A 19,308-nucleotide genomic window follows, 5' to 3' on the forward strand; every position below is an offset into this window, starting at 1 on the left:
TATGAAAAAAAGCTTACGTAAGCAGGTCTTACAAGAACTCAAATCTCTATCAGCCGAAGAAAAGGAAGTCATGGACGCTTGGTTGAATGAGCAACTACTTCTACATCCCTTCTACAAGGAAGCAAAAACCATCGCCACTTACCTGTCTTTCCCTCATGAATTTCAGACAGCTAGACTCATTGAACAGGCTCAAAAAGATGGGAAGACACTCCTCATTCCCAAAACCTATCCACATGGAAAAATGGACTTTGTTCTATATGAACCAGAGAAACTCGAAAGAAATTCTTTTGGACTTCTTGAACCTCAAGGAGACTTCACAATCCTTGAACCCTCTCAGATTGACCTGATTCATGTTCCTGGTTTGGCTTTCAACACTTCTGGCTATCGGGTTGGCTATGGAGGTGGCTATTACGACCGCTACTTAGAGCGTTTCCCAGGTCATACTATTAGTACGATTTATCCATGTCAGATTCAGAATTTTCAACCTGAGCACTACGATATTCCTGTTGAGGAGGTACTCATCTATGAAAGAAATTTTTGATCGTCGGTATCCTGTCACGAGCTTCTTTCTACTCGTGACAACCCTGGTTTTTGTACTCATGTTTCTAACCAGTGGTTTCAACTATACCAGCGCAGCCACCTTGTATAAATTCGGAGCTGTGTATCCCCCTGCTATCAAGGCCATGCCTGAACAAATCTGGCGCTTATTCTCCGCAACCTTTGTCCACATTGGCTTGCAGCACTTTTTAGTCAATATGCTATCCCTCTACTTTTTGGGACGCCAGATGGAGCAAATCTTTGGCTCCAAACAGTTTTTCTTTATCTACCTTCTATCAGGAATGATGGGAAATCTCTTTGTCCTAGTTTTTAGTCCCAATGCTATTACTGCAGGTGCTTCAACTGCCCTCTACGGTATGTTTGCCTCAATTGTTGTTCTCCGATATGCTTCACGCAATCCCTATCTCCAACAACTTGGTCAATCCTACCTCTCCCTCTTAGTGATTAACCTAGTAGGTAGTGTCTTAATCCCTGGAATCAGCCTTGCTGGACATGTCGGGGGTGCTGTCGGGGGTGCATTACTGGCTATCGTCTTCCCAGTTCGAGGAGAACGAAAGATTTACAGCCCAGGCCAACGTGGTCTAGCAACCCTAGCCTTTATTGCTTTATCAGCTCTACTACTTTTTATCGGACTATTATAAGAACAAGAAAAACCATTGGAAGTTCTCAAATTGAGAAGTTTCAATGGTTTTTTGGATCTTTATAAAAAGTAGCTTAAAATCCATTATTGTCACTGAGTTCTTTGAACCAGTGGCCTGATTTTTTCAGACGGCGTTCTTGCGTTTCTAAGTCAAGCTCGACCAAACCATAGCGATTTTTGTAACTATTGAGCCATGACCAGCAATCGATAAAGGTCCAGATCAAGTAGCCTTTACAGTTAGCACCGTCTTCAATAGCACGATGAAGTTCACGAAGGTGACCTTTGACAAAGTCAATACGGTAATCATCCTGAATTATTCCATTTTCGCGGAATTTATCTTCACCTTCAACGCCCATCCCATTCTCTGTCAACATCCACTCGATATTGCTATAGTTTTCCTTGATATTTTGAGCGATATGATAGATCCCTTGCTCGTAGATTTCCCAACCGCGGTGCGGATTGATCTTACGACCTGGCATGACGTAAGGCTCATAGAAATGCTCAGGCAAGAGTGGGCTGTCAGGATGCTTAGCAAAACGCGGCGCCATGACACGCAAAGGTTGATAGTAGTTCACTCCCAGGAAGTCAACTGTATTCTCACGAATAAGTTCCAACTCCTCAGCTGTAGAATCTGGTAGCAAATTATGCTCAGCCAAAATTTCTACCAACTCTTCTGGATAAGCTCCTAAAACAGACGGATCTAGGAAAGATTGAGCTTGGAATAGATCAGCAATGCGTGCAGCTTTGACATCCGCAGGATGCTGACTACGTGGATAAGCTGGTGTCAAGTTGAGGACAATTCCAATCTTAGAGCCCGGTAAGACTTCATGACAGGCCTTAACGGCAAGAGTGCTGGCTAGTTGGGTATGATAGGCAACCTTAACCGCCGCTTTAGCATCTACCTTATGAGGATAATGGGCATCATAGAAATAGCCGAACTCTACAGGAACGATAGGTTCATTGAAGGTAATCCATTGGTCCACAAGGTCGCCATAAGTCTCAAAACAGAAGCGAGCATAGTCTTCATAAGCCTTAATAGTTGCCTTATTTTCCCAACCATCCCCATCTTCTTGAAGGGCAAAAGGCAGATCAAAATGATAGAGATTGACTAAGAGACGGATTCCCTTGGCCTTAATAGCTTCAAAGACCTGACGGTAAAAAGCCACTCCTTGAGGATTGACTTCTCCACGACCCTGTGGGAAAATACGAGACCACTGGATTGAAGTCCGAAAGGCTGTATGACCTGTTTCTAACAATAGTTCGATATCTTTTTCCCAATTTTCATAGAAGGTCGATGTCTTATCTGGTCCAATCCCATTATAGTAGCGATTTGGCTCTACTTGGTACCAATAATCCCAGAGATTATCTCCCTTGCCGTCTCCAGGCACTCGTCCTTCTGTCTGTGGCCCAGAAGTTGAGGAACCCCAGACAAAATCCTTTGGAAATTTTAGCATAGCTCTACCTCTTTATTTACTCTTTTTATGTTTATTTTATCTCATTATAGAGAAAAAACAAGGCAAAAACTAGTTACATTTTTGTCTTGTTTTTCTTCTGATTATAGATTTTATTTATTTGTTAGGATTTCAAGGGTTTCAAGCAAGCTATCTGCGTGAACTTCGATTGTATCCCCTGTCGCCTTGATCTTGACTTCTACGATACCATCAGCTGCTTTCTTCCCAACAGTGATACGGATTGGAAGACCAATCAAGTCGCTGTCACTGAATTTAACACCGACACGTTCGTTACGGTCATCCGTCAAGACTTCGTAGCCTTTATCTACCAAAGCTTCTTCGATACGATTTGTCAATGTAAGACTTGCTTCATCCTTGACATTAACCGGAATCAAGTGCACATCAAATGGCGCCAATTCTTTAGGGAAGTTGATTCCCCAAGCGTAACGATATTCACCTTTTGGAGTTTTGTTAACAAAGAGGCGAGCGTGTTGCTCCATGACTGCTGAAAGGAGACGGCTGACACCGATACCGTAGCATCCCATGATGATTGGCACAGCACGGCCATTTTCATCCAAGACATCTGCTCCCATACTTGCTGAGTAACGAGTACCAAGTTTGAAGATGTGACCAATTTCGATACCACGCGCAAAGTTAAGAACTCCTTGTCCGTCTGGAGAGATTTCACCCTCACGAACTTCACGGATATCGACATACTCAGCAGTGAAATCACGACCTGGATTAACACCAGTCAAGTGGTAACCATCTTCGTTAGCACCAGCAACAGCATTGCGACTATCTTGCACCTTGCGGTCAGCAATAATCTTAACATTTTCAGGTAGACCAACTGGTCCAAGAGAACCAAATTCAGCTCCCAACAATTCTTTCACTTCTGCCTCAGTTGCAGGTTCTAAGAAATCTGCTCCAAGGTAGTTTTTAAACTTAACTTCATTGAGTTGGTCATTGCCGACAAGTAGAGCCACAACTGGCTCTTCGTCTGCGATATAAACCAAGGTCTTGATTGTTTGCTCTTCAGAGACATTCAAGAAGGCAGCCACTTCATCAATTGATTTGACACCTGGTGTTTCCACGCGAGCCACTTCATCTTCAGTCACAACACGGTTGCTTGGTTTGTACTCGTTGGTTGCCATTTCTAAGTTGGCTGCATAGCTTGATTCACTTGAGTAGGCAATGGTATCTTCACCAGAAACCATCCATTTGAGCAATTCTGCCTTGATTTCTTCTTGCACTTGATCAGGAATTTCATCAAACGACGCGACAGACTTATCTAATACCACCCAACGGTCAAGGTCTGTACGAGCAGGTGTGATGGCCATAAACTCTTGACTATCCTTACCGCCCATGGCTCCACCGTCACCGATGATGGCTTTAAAGTCCAAACCACTACGAGTGAAGATACGCTCATAGGCTGCCTTGTACTCATCATAAGTAACATCCAAACTATCGTAGTTAGCGTGGAAGCTATAACCATCTTTCATGATGAATTCACGCGTACGAAGAAGTCCATTACGTGGACGTTTTTCATCACGGTACTTAGGCTGGATTTGGTACAAGTTCAAAGGTAATTGCTTGTAAGACTTGACAGAATCACGGACAATAGCTGTAAAAGTTTCTTCGTGAGTTGGCCCCAAGATGAAGTCTGACTTCTCACGGTTTTTCAATTTGTACAAGTCTTCCCCGTAGGTTTCATAACGGCCAGATTCACGCCAAAGATCTGCACTAAGAAGGGCTGGAGCCAACATCTCAACAGCGCCAATCTTGTCAAACTCTTGACGCATAATCTTCTTGGCTTTTTCGATAACACGGTTAGCAAGCGGTAGGTAAGAGTAAACTCCTGCTGATACTTGACGAACATAACCAGCACGCAACATAAGGGCGTGGCTGATAACTTGAGCATCGCTTGGCATTTCGCGAAGCGTTGGAATAAGCATTTTACTTTGTTTCATATTTTTCCTCTAATTCTTAAAAGAAGGTTCGCATGATGTCATTCCAAGTTACGGCGATCATCAAAACGACCATAATGACAACTCCGACCAGAGTGACATAGGTTTCAATTTCTTGTTTTAGTGGTTTGCGACGGATAGCTTCTAGGATATTGAGCACGATTTTTCCACCGTCGAGCGCAGGGATCGGAATCAAGTTGAAAATTCCGATATTGATGGAAATCATAGCCAAGAAGAACAAGACATTCTCAAGACCATTTTTAGCGGCATCACTGCTTGCCTTAAAGATAGCAACGGGACCACCTAATTTATTCAAATCAGGTTGGAAGATCAAGCTTTTCAAAGCATTCAGGATACGTAAAGCTGAATCTGCCGCAGTTGTAAATCCGCCCATAAACATAGACCAGATATCTGATTTGAGCCTTGGCTGAACACCCAGTATATAACGACCTTGGCTTTCTTCAGGTGTCACACTGACTTGTTTTTCAGTGCCATTTTCAGAAACCGTCACATCCAAAACGGGAGCGGTTTTGTCCTTGGTTTCTGCATCGACCGCCTGAATCAAATCTGACCAGTTTGAAATCTCATAACTGCCGACTTTAGTGATTTGGGCTATATTTTCAACACCAACCTTAGCCAAAGCGCTATCTGGAATAATACTAAAGTTATTCGTTTGCGTATCACGGACGCCACCTTGCATGAAAATCAAAATCCAGAAAACGACGACTCCTAGGATAAAATTATTCATAGGACCAGCAAAGTTGGTAATCAATTTGCCCCAGACAGTCGCATTCTGATATTGGACGTCTAAGGGAGCGATACGAACTTCCGTTCCATCAGCTTCCACAATAGTCGCATCATGGTCTACTGAGAAAGTCTTTTCCTCTTCTAAGACCAAGCCTCTAATAAAGAGTTTATCCTCAAAATCAAACTGAGTGACCTGCATAGGCAGAGCTGTCTGGTCAACCTTTTTACCAGAGAGATTGATACGCTTGACCTTGCCATCCACTGCCAGTGTTAAGCTTGCGGGAGTTCCAGTCTTGATTTCTGTCGTATCTTCACCCCAACCTGCCATCCGAACGTAACCACCAAGTGGCAGGAGACGAATGGTATAAGCAGTTCCATCTTTTCCGATGTTGGCAAAGATTTTGGGGCCCATACCGATGGCAAATTCACGAACTAAAATCCCAGATTTCTTAGCAAAGTAAAAATGTCCGAATTCGTGAACCACTACGATAATCCCAAAGACCAGGATAAATGTTAGTAATCCTATCATTTAATTTCTATTTACCTTTCCTTAAAATAAGCCAAAGAGGTGCATAATAGGGAAGACAGCCAGCATGCAATCAAAACGATCCAATACCCCACCATGACCTGGGATAAACTTGCCTGAGTCTTTAACACCAAAGTGACGTTTCATAGCACTTTCGATCAAATCACCCAACTGACCAGCTATACTAAAGAAAATAGCAAAGACCATCATTTTGTAAATCCCATAAGGTAAAGCAACAGTACTATCAACTAGCATAAAAATCAAAGTCACTAGCATAGCAGCCACGATACCCCCCATAGCACCCTCTATGGTTTTGTTAGGGGAAACTCTCGGAGCTAGCTTTCTCTTACCAAACTTCATTCCTACTAGATAGGCTCCACTATCGGTTGCCCAGACCATACAAAGTCCCAAAAGCGCCTTATCCAAACCTGCAATACGAGCATCGACCAAAGCATTAAAGCCAAAGCCAACATAAAAACTCATGGCAATCGGAAAAACAGCATCCTCAATAGTATAGTTCTTGCTGAAGACTGTTGCCCCTAGTAAAATCAGTATCACGACACTATAAGCTACAACATTCCCATCTACAGGTAAAAACTTCCAGTAGTTTTCCAAAGGTACGGTCAGAGCAAAGGTTGCTAGTAAAGTCAAGAGCCCTTCAGGCGTCATGGTATTTAAACCCTTCATGCGCAGTAACTCATGTACTCCCAACATCGCCACAATCCCCATGGCAATCTGGAGCCATAAGCCACCAATCGCCAAGATTGGGATAAAGATAGCCAAGGCCAAGATAGCAAAAAGGGTTCTCTTTTGTAAATCCTGTATCATAATATCTCCTAAACTCCTCCAAAACGACGGTTGCGACGATTGTACTCGATGATAGCTTCTTTCAAGGCTTCCTCATCAAAGTCAGGCCACAAGACATCCGTGAAATAGAGCTCGCTATAAGCAGCCTGCCATGGCAAGAAATTACTCAAACGAAGTTCACCGCTGGTCCGAATAATCAAGTCAGGATCACGCAAGACTTTTGGCAAATGTCTCGTAAAGAGATATTCCCCAATCAACTCCTCGGTGATATCACCAGGATTGATCTTAGCATCTAAAACATCCTGTGCAATCAACTTGACCGCTTGTGTAATCTCAGCTCGTCCACCATAATTAAGGGCAAAATTGAGAATCAATCCTGTATTTAACTTAGTCAGTTCTTCTGCCTTTTTCAAGGCATCAAAAGTCTGCTTCGGCAAACGATCAGTCTCCCCAATCATTTGAATCTTCATGTTCTTCTGATGCAATTCGGGAACAAACTTATCATAAAATTCAACAGGTAAGTTCATGATAAATTTGACTTCCTGATCTGGACGGGTCCAGTTTTCAGTCGAGAAGGCATAGACCGTCAAGGCTTTGACTCCCATATCACTAGCAGCAATGACTACCGTTCTCAAAGCATCCATCCCAGCCTTATGCCCAAAGACACGTGGTTGCATCCGTTTTTTAGCCCAACGGCCATTCCCATCCATGATAACTCCGATATGTGCTGGCACCATTGTGGGGGTTTCTGTTGCTTTATCTTTTTTTAAAAATCCAAACATGATTGTATTCCTATTCAAAAATCTATCGTTTCATTATACCATATTTTTCACTTTTCTTCTATTATCGTCTATCATTCTACGGCGAAATTTCCCATATATCTCCTATATTTCCAGTATATCAAGCCTTGCAATTCCTAAAGAAAGTTGATACAATAAAATCATAGAGATTCGATCCTTGTTCAGCCACAGGGATTTTTTATTGAAAGGATTTTATCATGTCAAAGACACTCCAACGTAAAAAACAATTGAGAAACAGCCTACGTCGCTCAGGTGCATTTTCAAACACTGTAAACAAGGTTGTCGAAGAAACAAAAAAAGTTGTAAAACATGCTGAAAAAGCAGCAAGCGATGCAGGTAAAGCTGTCTCTAAAAAGGTTGAAAAAACTGTAGAAGCAACCAAAGAGCAAGCTCAAAAAGTTGCTACTTCTGTAGAAGATTTCGCAGCTAACCTAGGGGGACTTTCAGTTGACCGCGCTAAGACTTTCTACGATGAAGGTATCAAGTCTGCTACTGACTTCAAAAACTGGACGGAAAAAGAACTCCTTGCCTTGAAAGGAATCGGTCCAGCTACTATCAAGAAATTAAAAGAAAACGGCATCAAGTTCAAGTAATCTTTCTTGTTCCTTGCTTTTCCGTCAAAAACTTGTTAAAATAAAGCCATTAGAGGTGTTTTGAGTCCCACATTTTACAGAAAGTGGCGGTGCTGAGAAGTCCACAAATGTGTCAAAACTGGTTGCTAATGGATGAAATTAAAAATAATATAAATCTTTTTGTTTCCTTTTAGGACTAGACAGCGAGTTGCAGGCTATACTCAAGTACGGCAAGACGAGCTAACGACGTCATAAAAGAGAAACAAGAAGATTAAAGTTGCGGGCATCTGCCCGAAATTGGGTGGTACCGCGGATTAACACATTCGTCCCTGTCAGATTGATGGCAGGGACGATTTTTATTTTAGACCCCTAGCCAAAGGAGGTTGTCATGAAACAATCTTTTAACACCAGCAAGCTCTACTATGGTTTTCCAATCTTCATCTTGGGATATCAGGACAAGAACTTTGGGCACAATATCACGACCTGCAGTTCCTCTTATAGCCTGGGAGATTGGCTGGTCATCGGTGTTGGCGCTGAGGAAAATGCGGCTGACCAGATTAAACATTATCAACAGTTTACCGTAAACATCCCTGATGAAAACTTCATGCTCGAAATGGAGCAGGCTGGTTTTATCAGCCATCGGGAAAAGTTAAAACGCCTAGGGATTGACTACGAAATTTCTGTACGGACTCAGGCCCCAATTTTAGAGGCATGTCCAGTCGTGTTGGACTGTCAGGTAGATCGGATTATCGAGGAAGATGGCATCTGCCATATCTTTGCCAAGATTCTCGAGCGACTGGCTGATCCAGAGCTCTTAGACGATAAAGAGCATTTTAAAAATGACCGCTTTGCCCCAACTTACTTTATGGGGGACGGTCATCAGCGCGTTTACCGTTATCTGGATGACCGAGTAGATCCCATGGGAAGCTTTATCAAGAAAGCGAGGAAGAAGGATGACAAGAGCTGAACTGCCAGAACAAATCGAAACGGACCGACTTATCTTACGAGTTCGTACAGTAGCTGATGCTGAGGATATTCATGCCTACGCTAGTCGTCCAGAGGTTTCTTACCCAGCAGGCTTCCCACCCGTCAAGACCTTGGAAGATGAGATTTATTACCTAGAACATATCCTTCCCGAGCGTAATCAAAAGGATAATCTCCCAGCTGGCTATGGGATTGCGGTCAAAGGGACTGATAAGATTATTGGTTCTGTCGATTTCCCCCGTCGCTACGAAGACGATGTACTGGAGATTGGCTATATCTTGCACCCAGACTATTGGGGACGAGGTTATGTTCCCGAAGCAGCGCGTGCCTTGATTGATCTGGCTTTTAAAGAATTGGGACTTCACAAGATTGAGCTGACTTGTTTTGGCTATAATGTCCAAAGTCAACGTGTCGCTGAGAAACTTGGCTTCACCCTCGAAGCTCGTATAAGAGATCGAAAAGATACCCAAGGCAATCGCTGTGATGATTTGAGATACGGCTTACTGAAGAATGAGTGGGAGGAAACTGTTAGATGAATTGTTCAAAAATTTCGAACAGTTTGGAGATAATATTAGTAATTCAAAGAGAGGTGAAAAATGAATACAGATCAGATTATTATTCTGCTCAGTGGAGCAGGTCTAGGAGCTGTTTTAAGTGCATTTTTAGTTTTTATAAATAATAGCAAAAAGAATAAACTAGATTTTATAACTAAAGAACGTTCAGAGTGGAGAAAGGATATTCAAATTATTTTAGATGACTTGGGTAAAGTAGGTAAGCGTGCAGAAGCTATACAACGTTTAAAGTCACGAATTAATCCATACGGAAAGAGTTTGACAGTTAAGAATGGAGATAATTTTTATTTATATGAAGGTCATATCTGGAGTTTGATTAATACAATTGATATAACCAATACTAGTCAAATAGAAAAGTTATCCGATTATGTGCAACTACTCTGGAAATATGACTGGGAGAGATCCAAGCGGGAAATAAAATTTGATATTTTTAATAGTTTTATATACTTTATTCTTGTTATCGGATCCATATCTAATTCTTTATTAATCCTTTTTAAATTTGACGAATTTTGGTGGAAGGTTTTATTGTGCTCATCATCAATCATTATGATAATACATACATTCTACTTCGAAGAATTTACTAAAAAAATTAAAAAATGGACTGTACTTGATGTCCTATATCTTGTGTTATTAATTATGTCAATGTATGCTAGTATGTATGCTATGTTATTTTGGATAATTCCTACTAACACAACCACATTGGATATGATCATCTCCGCTTTATTGATATATATACCATTAATAGGTACGGAGCGAAATATTATTTTGAAAGCCAATAATGAAGAAAAAGAATATATAGACGCTTTAAAGGAAAAAGAGGAAAACGACAAACACATATCTAAACAACCTCAAGGAGTTCAAAAGTCTAAAACTTTTTCAATCACAATTTCTACCACCAAACGTAACTAGAAAACTCTACCTTAATTAAGCTTGAGGCACAACCTTCAAAGTCAACGAATCGCTGAGAAAGTGGTTTTCCCCATTAATGCTTGTATCTCTAAGGCAGTCGAGATAGGACCTATTGAAGAATGAGTTAGAGGAGAATAGATGCCTAAAAAGAAAAATAGAAAAAAAGAATTAAAACGACAGCAAAAGTTGGATATTAAAGTTATTTCTGAAGAAGAGGCTGCTTGGACAGAAATCATGGCCAAAAATCCAACTTTTGTAGAACGTCGGACCATTCAAAATTTCGATGAACTACATACAGCAGTGATGCAATATGCTGATGAATATGGAGAGTATCCAGATGTTCAGCTAATCAATTACCAACTGAAAAATAGGACTTTTGATTGGAATCAGGATCATGCTTTATTTAGAGAAGCTATGCATACTCCGAATACACAGAAGCGAAATAAATTGTTAAAGCAAGTTTTAAAAATTAATCCAGATTATTTTGCTGCTGATTTCCACCTATTCTTATCAGAAGTTGAAGATTTTGATTTGCCAACCTTTAAAAAAGTATTGGATTTTGAAATTCTAGTTTTAGAAAAATGGAAAATGAACGGATACAATAGTTGGAATTATTTTGAAGCACGCCCTATCCTGTCTGCTCTGATGTTCCTGATTGAATATTATATGACGGAGAACCTTAATTATAAGGCTTTAGAATTGATTAATCTATATTTGAGTAAGCGACCAGAACGGTTTCCTCCTAATTTTGTCTTCTGTATGCTTTCCTTGTATCATATTACTGGTCAGGAGCTAAAGGTTGAACGTTTCTATCATGAAGAATTAAATAAGGGCAAATGGGATGATACCATTCTTATTCATGCCATCATCTCTGCTTTTTCTCAAGGAAAAATTGAGGAAGCAAGTCAGCTATTTGCAAAATTAGTGGAAATCAATGATGAAGCTGTTGAATTCTTTATAGAGGAAGATTGGCAATCCAAAGTTATAGATATCGAAGACCAAGAATGCTATTGTCCAAATTCAGTTGAATCGCTACAAGCTAGTTTGTATCCTTTGTTTGATTATTTACTAGAAAATATTATTTTAACAAAATTTCTAACAAACGAAGCCAAGAAGTTCCATCGTAAACCAGTATTTTCGAAGCATTCCAGTATGATAAGAAATTTATCCAAGGTAAACGACTGGTACTCCTTTATGAGCGAGGAAAAAATGAAGGGAATCCGGATGGATCTTGTTCACATCTTTGTTGAAAATGGGATTCGTAGGTCTACAGATTTCAAAAAATGGACCGAAAAAGAAGTTCTCGCCTTGAAGGGAATTGGTCCCGCTACCGTTCAAAAACTGAAAGAAAACGGTATACAGTTTAAGAACGAGAAGTAATTGTTTATTGAAGGGAGGAGGTGGAATTGTCTTGAATGAAATTTCTAATTTCATCCTGTATACTACACCCAATGGCGACGTTCAGCTAGATATCCTTTTACAAGATGAAAATCTTTGGTTAACTCAAAAAGGTCTTGCGGAGCTCTTTGGAGTTGAACGAAGTGTCATTACAAAGCACTTGAAAAACATTTATGATAGTGGTGAGTTGGCTAAGGTATCAACTTGTGCAAAATTTGCACAGGTTCAACAAGAGGGAAATAGAACTGTCCGGCGTGAACTTGAGTATTACAATCTAGATACTATCATTTCAGTTGGCTATCGCGTAAATTCCAGCAAGGCTACTCAATTTAGAATTTGGGCAACCAATACCTTGAAAGAATTTATCATCAAAGGTTTTATTTTGGATGATGAACGCTTGAAACAAGGACAGACAGTTTTCGGACAAGATTATTTCCGTGAACTTTTAGAACGAATTCGCTCTATTCGTTCTAGCGAACGCCGAATCTATCAGCAAATTACGGATATCTTTGCCGAATGTGCCATAGATTATGATCGAAACTCAGATATTACTAAAAATTTCTATGCTATGGTGCAAAATAAATTTCATTATGCAATTACTGGAAGTACTGCTGCAGAAATTATCTATCAGCAAGCTGATGCTAGTAAAGAAAAAATGGGATTAACTACTTGGAAGAATGCACCTGATGGACGAGTGCTCAAATCAGATGTAACTGTAGCCAAAAATTATTTGCAAGAAAAAGAAATTCGACAACTAGAGCGAACTGTTACAGCCTACTTTGATTATATCGAGGGTTTGGTTGAGCGCCGTAATACTTTTACAATGCGAGGATTGGCAGATAGTATTGATCGCTTTCTATCTTTTAATGAATATGAAATCTTAGAAGGAAAAGGAAGTATTTCCAAGAGACAAGCAGACTCAAAAGCCATCCAAGAGTATGAAAAATTTAACCGAACTCAAAAAATCATGTCAGATTTTGATAAACATATTATGAAGATAATGAGAGAAAGTTAATGCAAAATTTTTCACCGTTTCTTTGCTTATAGAAGATAATGAGAAAAACAAGATGAGTTGAATCAAAGTTTATCTCCCACATACTAATTTTATTTAAAGATATTAACTAGAAAGGACACACACATGTCTAAAGAACTTTCACCTAAATACAATCCAGCTGAGGTTGAGGCTGGTCGTTACCAAAAATGGCTTGACGAAGATGTTTTCAAGCCTTCAGGCGATAAAAAGGCTAAGCCTTATTCAATCGTGATTCCACCACCAAACGTTACAGGTAAACTCCACCTTGGTCACGCTTGGGATACGACTCTTCAAGATATCATCATCCGTCAAAAACGCATGCAAGGCTTTGATACGCTTTGGCTTCCAGGGATGGATCACGCGGGGATTGCGACTCAGGCTAAGGTTGAGGAGCGCTTGCGTGGTGAGGGCATTTCCCGCTATGACCTTGGTCGTGAGAAATTCCTCGAGAAAGTCTGGGAATGGAAAGACGAATATGCCACTACCATCAAGGAACAATGGGGCAAGATGGGGCTCTCTGTAGACTACTCTCGTGAGCGTTTCACTCTTGATGAAGGTTTGTCAAAAGCTGTCCGCAAGGTCTTTGTGGACCTTTACAAGAAAGGTTGGATCTACCGTGGTGAGTTTATCATCAACTGGGACCCCGCTGCTCGCACAGCCCTTTCTGATATCGAAGTTATCCACAAGGACGTCGAAGGTGCCTTCTACCACATGAACTACATGCTGGAAGATGGTTCACGCGCCCTTGAAGTTGCGACAACTCGTCCTGAGACCATGTTTGGGGATGTTGCGGTTGCGGTCAATCCAGAAGACCCACGCTACAAGGACTTGATCGGTAAAAACGTCGTCCTTCCAATCGCTAATAAACTCATCCCAATCGTTGGAGATGAACACGCTGATCCTGAGTTTGGTACTGGTGTCGTGAAAATCACGCCTGCCCACGATCCAAACGACTTCTTGGTTGGTCAACGCCACAACTTGCCACAAGTCAACGTCATGAACGACAACGGAACCATGAACGACTTGGCCTTCGAATTTGCAGGCATGGACCGTTTTGAAGCTCGTAAGGCAGTCGTTGCTAAGTTAGAAGAAATCGGTGCCCTTGTTAAAATCGAAAAACGTGTCCACAGTGTTGGTCACTCAGAGCGTACAGGTGTTGTGGTTGAGCCACGCTTGTCTACTCAGTGGTTCGTTAAGATGGACCAATTGGCTAAGAATGCTATTGCTAACCAAGACACAGACGACAAGGTAGAATTCTACCCACCTCGTTTCAACGATACCTTCCTCCAATGGATGGAAAATGTCCACGACTGGGTCATCTCTCGTCAGCTCTGGTGGGGTCACCAAATCCCTGCTTGGTACAATGCTGAGGGTGAAATGTACGTCGGTGAAGAAGCCCCAGAAGGTGACGGATGGACTCAGGACGAAGACGTCTTGGATACGTGGTTCAGTTCTGCCCTTTGGCCATTCTCAACTATGGGCTGGCCTGATGTTGACTCAGAAGACTTCAAACGTTACTTCCCAACTTCAACCCTAGTAACAGGTTACGACATTATCTTCTTCTGGGTGTCTCGTATGATCTTCCAATCCTTGGAATTTACGGGCCGTCAGCCATTCCAAAACGTCCTTATCCATGGTCTCATCCGTGATGAGCAAGGACGCAAAATGTCGAAATCTCTTGGTAACGGGATTGATCCGATGGATGTTATTGAGAAATACGGTGCTGATGCCCTTCGCTGGTTCCTTTCAAACGGTTCTGCACCAGGTCAAGACGTCCGCTTCTCTTACGAGAAAATGGATGCTTCATGGAACTTCATTAACAAGATCTGGAACATCTCTCGCTACATCCTCATGAACAATGAAGGTTTGACTCTTGAGCAAGCTACTGTCAATGTGGAAAAAGTTGTTAACAAGGAAGCTGGGAACGTCACAGACCGTTGGATTCTCCACAATCTCAATGAAACGATCGGAAAAGTTACTGAGAACTTTGACAAGTTTGAGTTTGGTGTGGCTGGGCATATCCTATACAACTTCATCTGGGACGAGTTTGCGGACTGGTACGTTGAGTTGACCAAGGAAGTCCTTTATAGCGACAACGAAGAAGAGAAAGTCATCACACGCTCTGTTCTCCTTTATACTTTGGACAAGATCCTTCGTCTCCTTCACCCAATCATGCCATTTGTGACAGAGGAAATCTTTGGACAAATTTCAGAAGGCTCTATCGTTACAGCAGAATACCCAACTGTCAACCCAGCCTTTGAAGACCTTGCGGCTCACATAGGTGTCGAAAGCCTCAAAGACTTGATCCGTGCTGTTCGTAATGCGCGTGCGGAAGTGAACGTAGCACCAAGCAAGCCTATCACGATTCTTGTTAAGACTAGCGACAGCAACTTGGAAGCCTTCTTTAACAGCAATGTCAACTACATCAAACGCTTCACAAATCCAGAGCACTTGGAAATCGCCTCAACCATCCCTGCACCTGAACTCGCGATGTCAAGCGTCATCACAGGAGCAGAAATCTACCTACCGCTCGCAGACCTCCTCAATGTCGAAGAAGAACTGGCTCGTCTCGACAAGGAACTGGCTAAATGGCAAAAAGAACTGGACATGGTTGGTAAGAAACTCTCTAACGAACGCTTCGTAGCCAATGCCAAACCAGAAGTCGTCCAAAAAGAACGCGACAAACAAGCCGACTACCAAGCTAAATACGATGCGACCATAGCACGTATTGATGAGATGAAGAAGTTGGTGAAATAAAATCGAGTAGCGACTAAGACTAACCCCACTCACACCACGGTACGTGCCATTCGGCATACGGTGGTTCAACTAACTTTTAAGGCATGCCGTTCAAGGTAGTAAAGCAAGTAAGAAACCAGTCCACGTTTTCGAGGACTGGTTTTGATATATCGCGTTTAAGTACCGACCTCTGAGCCCTGATTGATAGTGGTCACCCCAGACAGATACCTTATCTGCTATCCATTTAGGAACCTCTAACTTAAGTAGGCCCCTTAGTCGCCTAGATTTCTTCCTCCATTGCTTCCAGATAATCACGCGTAGGCAAGTACGCAAGCGCTCATCTATGCTGGTTACTATGCGCTTCATATTTCCCAATGAGAAATAGTTTCTCCATCCCCGAATGGACAAATTCAGTTGCTCAATACGTCTCGTTCAGTCTATACTCCACTTCTCAGTATTAGTTTCTTCAACTTACACTTAAATCTCTTAACACTATCTTGATGAGAACAACTTTCCCAACGAACTGATGATTTCTAAAACCCAAAACCTTAGTATTTCAACTCGCTTGGTCTGGTAATCTTAGTCTTGGTCATGTTTACTTTCAAACCTAGTCGTTTCTCAATAAAACGACTGACTGAATACATCACACGCTTAGCGGCTGCCTCGCTTCCGACCGTAATCACACAATCAATCATCTGCGTAGCATACAAATTAAAGCCCTCTCTTCTAATTCCTTGTCCAATTCATTAAGCATGACATTGGATAAGATAGGAGATAAATTTCTTCCCTGTGGCGTGCCAACTAGCGTTTTATTACGCTGACCATTAATAACCGCACCCGAATGAAGATACTTACGAATCAAGGATGCCGTACCCCCATCTTCAATAATGTTGTGCACTTAAGATGTCAATCTATCTTGAGGAACTGTATCGAAAAATTTCCCTAGGTCTATATCCATTTAGGTACTCTAAGAATTTCATGATGACTTTTTCACAAAAATCTTAGTCCGAATTCAATTACTCTCGTGATTTACATATATAGATTACATCTCCCTATTTGGACTTTAGAGTTTGCACCCCCTTATCCACTATACATGCCTTGTGTTCGTAGAGCCACGATTTCGCCATCCCTTCCTCTGACGATTCCTATTTCAAACATCAGACTTAAAACGCTCTATCACCAGACCGTTTTAATCCGCTACCTCACGATAGTCAGGCTTGGGAATCACTATTGAGTTCACTGGTAGCGAGGAACTTCCACCTCAGATGTACAACATGTCTATCGTACCAAAAACGGCAAATCCCTTAAATTGAGATCTGCCGTTTTTTATATATTTTCATCTTGCAAATCTAGCTGCTTCACTCTAGCAATATAGTAGGACATGATCAAAAACAGATTGAAGCTGACAATCCAAATAGAACATTCATGGAGAAAATGCATAGATACAGCCAAGCTAATGGCCCCAACTACGAAACTGCCTACTACAATGCCATAGTTCAAGGCTTGACGACGATATTCTTGAACATCTCCTTCTCCTCTAACGATGCGATACAAAGCAGTCAACATCTTTCGGTAATTTCCAGACGTCATAAAAATGACATAGGGATGATCTTCAATCAAGCTACCCGTAAATGTTAGCATCATCATACCTGTTCCAAAAGCAATAAAAGGAACTTCTAGTAAAGGAAATCGGGAAAAGAAGGGAAGAACAAGAGTCCCAATAAATAAGGGAAGCAGCATCTTAACCCGCCAATAGGCTGTTTTACGGTATTCTTTCATGTGTAAGGCAAAAAGAAATCCTAGGGAAAAGAATATAATAGAACAGAATCTCAACATGGTATTGATGACATGTGAATCGTGCCAATCTGATATCAGTAGGAGAATGTTCCCTGTCTGTGTCGCCACCAAACTATGGTACTGGATATGACAGAACACATCCAAAGAACCACCTATAAAGCCAAGAAATACTCCCATGAGTCGTGTATTTTGAGGTAAAATTAATTTATCCGCCATTTATTCTTCACTCGTTTCCCTTTGATTTTTTCATTATACCACTTTCTCTGAAAGAAACTAAGTGAAAACGGTCAATTCAGGTAGACATGATTACATATACTCCTCAGTTAGTCTCATCTCTGGAGTTCATTTATGACGTCTTATCAACTTCAAATGCTGTAGGTACTCATCAACTGAACTATTTTTAAACAAATTATTTCTGTACTGAAGTCTATGGCTTAATCAAAGTAACACTTGAAACAGTACCATCTGCACCTGTTGTAATTTGGATGACTTTTCCACCACCTACTTCCGCATTGTATTTCCCATCATCAAGGGTATAAGAATAGCTTTGGATAGAGTAGTTTTCTTTCTTACCATCAGCAGACTCTACTGTAAATTGACCAGCTGATGAAACAGTGATAGTTTCACCATTCGCACCCTTCCAATTCCCCGCTGCAGCTGAGAAATCTCTATCCACCATGGTTAGAACTCCCTTGTAACGTTTGTTGTGCTCTGCTTGCTTGTCTTGGAGTTTGCGATCAGTTGCTGGATCATAAGTTGACTGATTCGTTTTTGCTTGTGTTCCTTGTTGATTGGATGGGACCTGTGCAGGGGTTTGTTTAGCAGAAGATTCTTGGTTTTGTTTTGTTTCTGGTGCCGGTGTTGCTTGCGATTGGTTAGCAGTAGTCGCTGACTGATCAGAAGAAGACTTAGCTTTTTCTGATGAAGCTGAACTTGAGGACTTCTGAGTCTTGCTCTCTTTACTTGAAGAACTTGCCTTAGAACTAGAAGATGCTTGTGTTGTCTTGCTAGAACTATCACTTGTGGTATTTTCTTTCTTATTACCACAAGCCCCCAATAGTAATGTTGAAGCGAGTACAGTTGCAGCCATTAATTTGATAGAAGTTTTATTTTTCATTTTATGCTCCTTTGTAACATTTTTGAAATGTTAAGAAATATTTTTGTAACATTATTGTAATATTTGTTTTTGAATCTGTCAACTATTTATCTAAAATTTTTTAGAATTATTTTTTAGTACATTTATTTCCTTGCCCTCCCTATATCTTTTATTCGTAAAAGATTTTAAAAAACAGGAAAATTTTTCCTATTGAAGATGCTATATTTTAAAAGTGTAATCGCTTGCATTTTTTTCTTAAAGGACTATAATAAAATTGAAATAGGATATTGGAGGGGTAGGCATATGTTAAGAAACTATTACAAGTATCTTCCTTGGTTGATTTTAGCTGCTTTCTGTTCTTATGGGGGTGCTACTCATTACGCTCAAACAACATTTGATTTGTTCTACTTAACTGCCATTTTCATGATTGTCTATGTAGCTTTATTGTATTTACACGAAACCTATTTAAAATATAAATACAAAGATTTATTCATTCGAATCATGAGCAATTCTAATAAAGATAAACATCCTTAGTAGTCAAAAAGAGAGAGTGGGACAGAAATCGGTAATTCGTTAGAATTCGATTTCGTCGTCTCACCTCCGCACAGTTGAGTAGGGCTGTAAAAGCTGATGAAATCAGCGTAGTAGAGTCCACTCAACCACTGCGTCTTGCTCGACAATCCAAAGACAATTGAGAGGCTAGGACTTTTGTCCCAGC

The 19,308-nt window shown here is 41.0% G+C and carries 17 protein-coding genes and 1 pseudogene; 10 read left to right on the forward strand and 8 right to left on the reverse strand.

Going from position 1 to position 19,308, the window contains the following annotated elements; translation table 11 throughout:
• Window position 1: 1 nt before the first annotated feature.
• Both O3633_RS07555 and O3633_RS07560 read left to right on the forward strand, forming a co-directional pair.
• Window positions 2-541, forward strand: a complete 540-nt coding sequence (locus O3633_RS07555) for a 5-formyltetrahydrofolate cyclo-ligase (protein ID WP_371620883.1) — start codon at window positions 2-4, stop codon at window positions 539-541.
• The gene (locus tag O3633_RS07560) at window positions 525-1,199 is read left to right on the forward strand and encodes a rhomboid family intramembrane serine protease (protein WP_371620884.1); all 675 of its coding nucleotides are present in this window, start codon (window positions 525-527) and stop codon (window positions 1,197-1,199) included. The genes O3633_RS07555 and O3633_RS07560 overlap by 17 nt, the downstream gene beginning before the upstream one ends.
• 73 nt (window positions 1,200-1,272) lie before the next feature.
• Here O3633_RS07560 and gmuD read toward each other — a convergent pair whose 3' ends face one another.
• The 5 genes from gmuD to uppS form a co-directional block, all read right to left on the reverse strand.
• Window positions 1,273-2,652, reverse strand: a complete 1,380-nt coding sequence (gmuD, locus tag O3633_RS07565) for a 6-phospho-beta-glucosidase GmuD (protein WP_371620885.1) — start codon at window positions 2,650-2,652, stop codon at window positions 1,273-1,275.
• A 110-nt stretch (window positions 2,653-2,762) separates the two neighbouring features.
• Window positions 2,763-4,616 carry a proline--tRNA ligase gene (locus O3633_RS07570; protein WP_371620886.1) on the reverse strand — a complete coding sequence of 618 codons (1,854 nt, stop codon included), beginning with the start codon at window positions 4,614-4,616 and terminating at the stop codon, window positions 2,763-2,765.
• Window positions 4,617-4,632: 16 nt separating this feature from the next.
• The gene (rseP, locus tag O3633_RS07575) at window positions 4,633-5,889 is read right to left on the reverse strand and encodes an RIP metalloprotease RseP (RefSeq protein ID WP_371620887.1); all 1,257 of its coding nucleotides are present in this window, start codon (window positions 5,887-5,889) and stop codon (window positions 4,633-4,635) included.
• A 21-nt stretch (window positions 5,890-5,910) separates the two neighbouring features.
• On the reverse strand, window positions 5,911-6,714 hold the full coding sequence (locus tag O3633_RS07580; protein ID WP_049529872.1) for a phosphatidate cytidylyltransferase: 804 nt from the start codon (window positions 6,712-6,714) through the stop codon (window positions 5,911-5,913).
• Window positions 6,715-6,722: 8 nt separating this feature from the next.
• Complete coding sequence (uppS, locus tag O3633_RS07585) at window positions 6,723-7,475, reverse strand: undecaprenyl pyrophosphate synthase (RefSeq protein ID WP_371620888.1); 753 nt, start codon at window positions 7,473-7,475, stop codon at window positions 6,723-6,725.
• A gap of 215 nt (window positions 7,476-7,690) precedes the next feature.
• Here uppS and O3633_RS07590 point away from each other — a divergent pair, with 215 nt between their 5' ends.
• From O3633_RS07590 to O3633_RS07620, 7 genes are all read left to right on the forward strand, one after another.
• On the forward strand, window positions 7,691-8,086 hold the full coding sequence (locus O3633_RS07590; protein WP_371620889.1) for a helix-hairpin-helix domain-containing protein: 396 nt from the start codon (window positions 7,691-7,693) through the stop codon (window positions 8,084-8,086).
• A 367-nt stretch (window positions 8,087-8,453) separates the two neighbouring features.
• Entirely contained in the window at window positions 8,454-9,032 is a 579-nt protein-coding gene (locus O3633_RS07595) for a flavin reductase family protein (protein ID WP_371620890.1), read from the forward strand.
• The gene (locus O3633_RS07600) at window positions 9,019-9,585 is read left to right on the forward strand and encodes a GNAT family N-acetyltransferase (RefSeq protein WP_371620891.1); all 567 of its coding nucleotides are present in this window, start codon (window positions 9,019-9,021) and stop codon (window positions 9,583-9,585) included. The genes O3633_RS07595 and O3633_RS07600 overlap by 14 nt, the downstream gene beginning before the upstream one ends.
• 60 nt (window positions 9,586-9,645) lie before the next feature.
• Window positions 9,646-10,530: a hypothetical protein gene (locus O3633_RS07605; RefSeq protein WP_049529876.1), complete on the forward strand. Its 885-nt coding sequence runs from the start codon at window positions 9,646-9,648 to the stop codon at window positions 10,528-10,530.
• 138 nt (window positions 10,531-10,668) lie between these two features.
• Window positions 10,669-11,910 carry a helix-hairpin-helix domain-containing protein gene (locus O3633_RS07610; protein WP_371620892.1) on the forward strand — a complete coding sequence of 414 codons (1,242 nt, stop codon included), beginning with the start codon at window positions 10,669-10,671 and terminating at the stop codon, window positions 11,908-11,910.
• Window positions 11,911-11,941: 31 nt separating this feature from the next.
• Window positions 11,942-12,943, forward strand: coding sequence for a virulence RhuM family protein (locus O3633_RS07615; RefSeq protein ID WP_371620893.1), 1,002 nt, complete (start codon window positions 11,942-11,944; stop codon window positions 12,941-12,943).
• Window positions 12,944-13,066: 123 nt separating this feature from the next.
• A complete protein-coding gene (locus O3633_RS07620; RefSeq protein WP_371620894.1) occupies window positions 13,067-15,718 on the forward strand; it encodes a valine--tRNA ligase in 2,652 nt (883 codons plus the stop codon).
• A 65-nt stretch (window positions 15,719-15,783) separates the two neighbouring features.
• Here O3633_RS07620 and O3633_RS07625 read toward each other — a convergent pair.
• The 3 genes and pseudogenes from O3633_RS07625 to O3633_RS07635 all read right to left on the reverse strand — a co-directional run.
• Window positions 15,784-16,692 (reverse strand): annotated as a pseudogene (locus O3633_RS07625) (reverse transcriptase domain-containing protein); the annotation flags it as partial.
• 331 nt (window positions 16,693-17,023) lie between these two features.
• A complete protein-coding gene (locus O3633_RS07630; RefSeq protein ID WP_049529879.1) occupies window positions 17,024-17,710 on the reverse strand; it encodes a DUF1275 family protein in 687 nt (228 codons plus the stop codon).
• A gap of 211 nt (window positions 17,711-17,921) precedes the next feature.
• Window positions 17,922-18,611 (reverse strand): hypothetical protein, encoded by a 690-nt coding sequence (locus O3633_RS07635; RefSeq protein ID WP_049529880.1) that lies wholly within the window; start codon window positions 18,609-18,611, stop codon window positions 17,922-17,924.
• Between the two features lie 282 nt (window positions 18,612-18,893).
• On the opposite strand from O3633_RS07635, the gene O3633_RS07640 reads away from it, so the two are divergent.
• Entirely contained in the window at window positions 18,894-19,124 is a 231-nt protein-coding gene (locus tag O3633_RS07640) for a hypothetical protein (protein ID WP_049529881.1), read from the forward strand.
• The last annotated feature ends 184 nt before the right edge of the window (window positions 19,125-19,308 follow it).

It is taken from the genome of Streptococcus sp. 27098_8_22, assembly GCF_041432415.1.
In the GTDB taxonomy this organism is placed as follows: domain Bacteria; phylum Bacillota; class Bacilli; order Lactobacillales; family Streptococcaceae; genus Streptococcus; species Streptococcus pseudopneumoniae_M.

Coding starts and splice junctions, on each gene's coding strand:
- uppS (WP_371620888.1), bottom strand. CDS start 7,475: ATGTTTGGATTTTTAAAAAAAGATAAAGCAACAGAAACCCCCACAATG.
- O3633_RS07640 (WP_049529881.1), top strand. CDS start 18,894: ATGTTAAGAAACTATTACAAGTATCTTCCTTGGTTGATTTTAGCTGCT.
- O3633_RS07605 (WP_049529876.1), top strand. CDS start 9,646: ATGAATACAGATCAGATTATTATTCTGCTCAGTGGAGCAGGTCTAGGA.
- O3633_RS07555 (WP_371620883.1), top strand. CDS start 2: ATGAAAAAAAGCTTACGTAAGCAGGTCTTACAAGAACTCAAATCTCTA.
- O3633_RS07560 (WP_371620884.1), top strand. CDS start 525: ATGAAAGAAATTTTTGATCGTCGGTATCCTGTCACGAGCTTCTTTCTA.
- O3633_RS07595 (WP_371620890.1), top strand. CDS start 8,454: ATGAAACAATCTTTTAACACCAGCAAGCTCTACTATGGTTTTCCAATC.
- O3633_RS07590 (WP_371620889.1), top strand. CDS start 7,691: ATGTCAAAGACACTCCAACGTAAAAAACAATTGAGAAACAGCCTACGT.
- O3633_RS07580 (WP_049529872.1), bottom strand. CDS start 6,714: ATGATACAGGATTTACAAAAGAGAACCCTTTTTGCTATCTTGGCCTTG.
- O3633_RS07635 (WP_049529880.1), bottom strand. CDS start 18,611: ATGAAAAATAAAACTTCTATCAAATTAATGGCTGCAACTGTACTCGCT.
- gmuD (WP_371620885.1), bottom strand. CDS start 2,652: ATGCTAAAATTTCCAAAGGATTTTGTCTGGGGTTCCTCAACTTCTGGG.
- O3633_RS07630 (WP_049529879.1), bottom strand. CDS start 17,710: ATGGCGGATAAATTAATTTTACCTCAAAATACACGACTCATGGGAGTA.
- O3633_RS07600 (WP_371620891.1), top strand. CDS start 9,019: ATGACAAGAGCTGAACTGCCAGAACAAATCGAAACGGACCGACTTATC.
- O3633_RS07620 (WP_371620894.1), top strand. CDS start 13,067: ATGTCTAAAGAACTTTCACCTAAATACAATCCAGCTGAGGTTGAGGCT.
- rseP (WP_371620887.1), bottom strand. CDS start 5,889: ATGATAGGATTACTAACATTTATCCTGGTCTTTGGGATTATCGTAGTG.
- O3633_RS07610 (WP_371620892.1), top strand. CDS start 10,669: ATGCCTAAAAAGAAAAATAGAAAAAAAGAATTAAAACGACAGCAAAAG.
- O3633_RS07570 (WP_371620886.1), bottom strand. CDS start 4,616: ATGAAACAAAGTAAAATGCTTATTCCAACGCTTCGCGAAATGCCAAGC.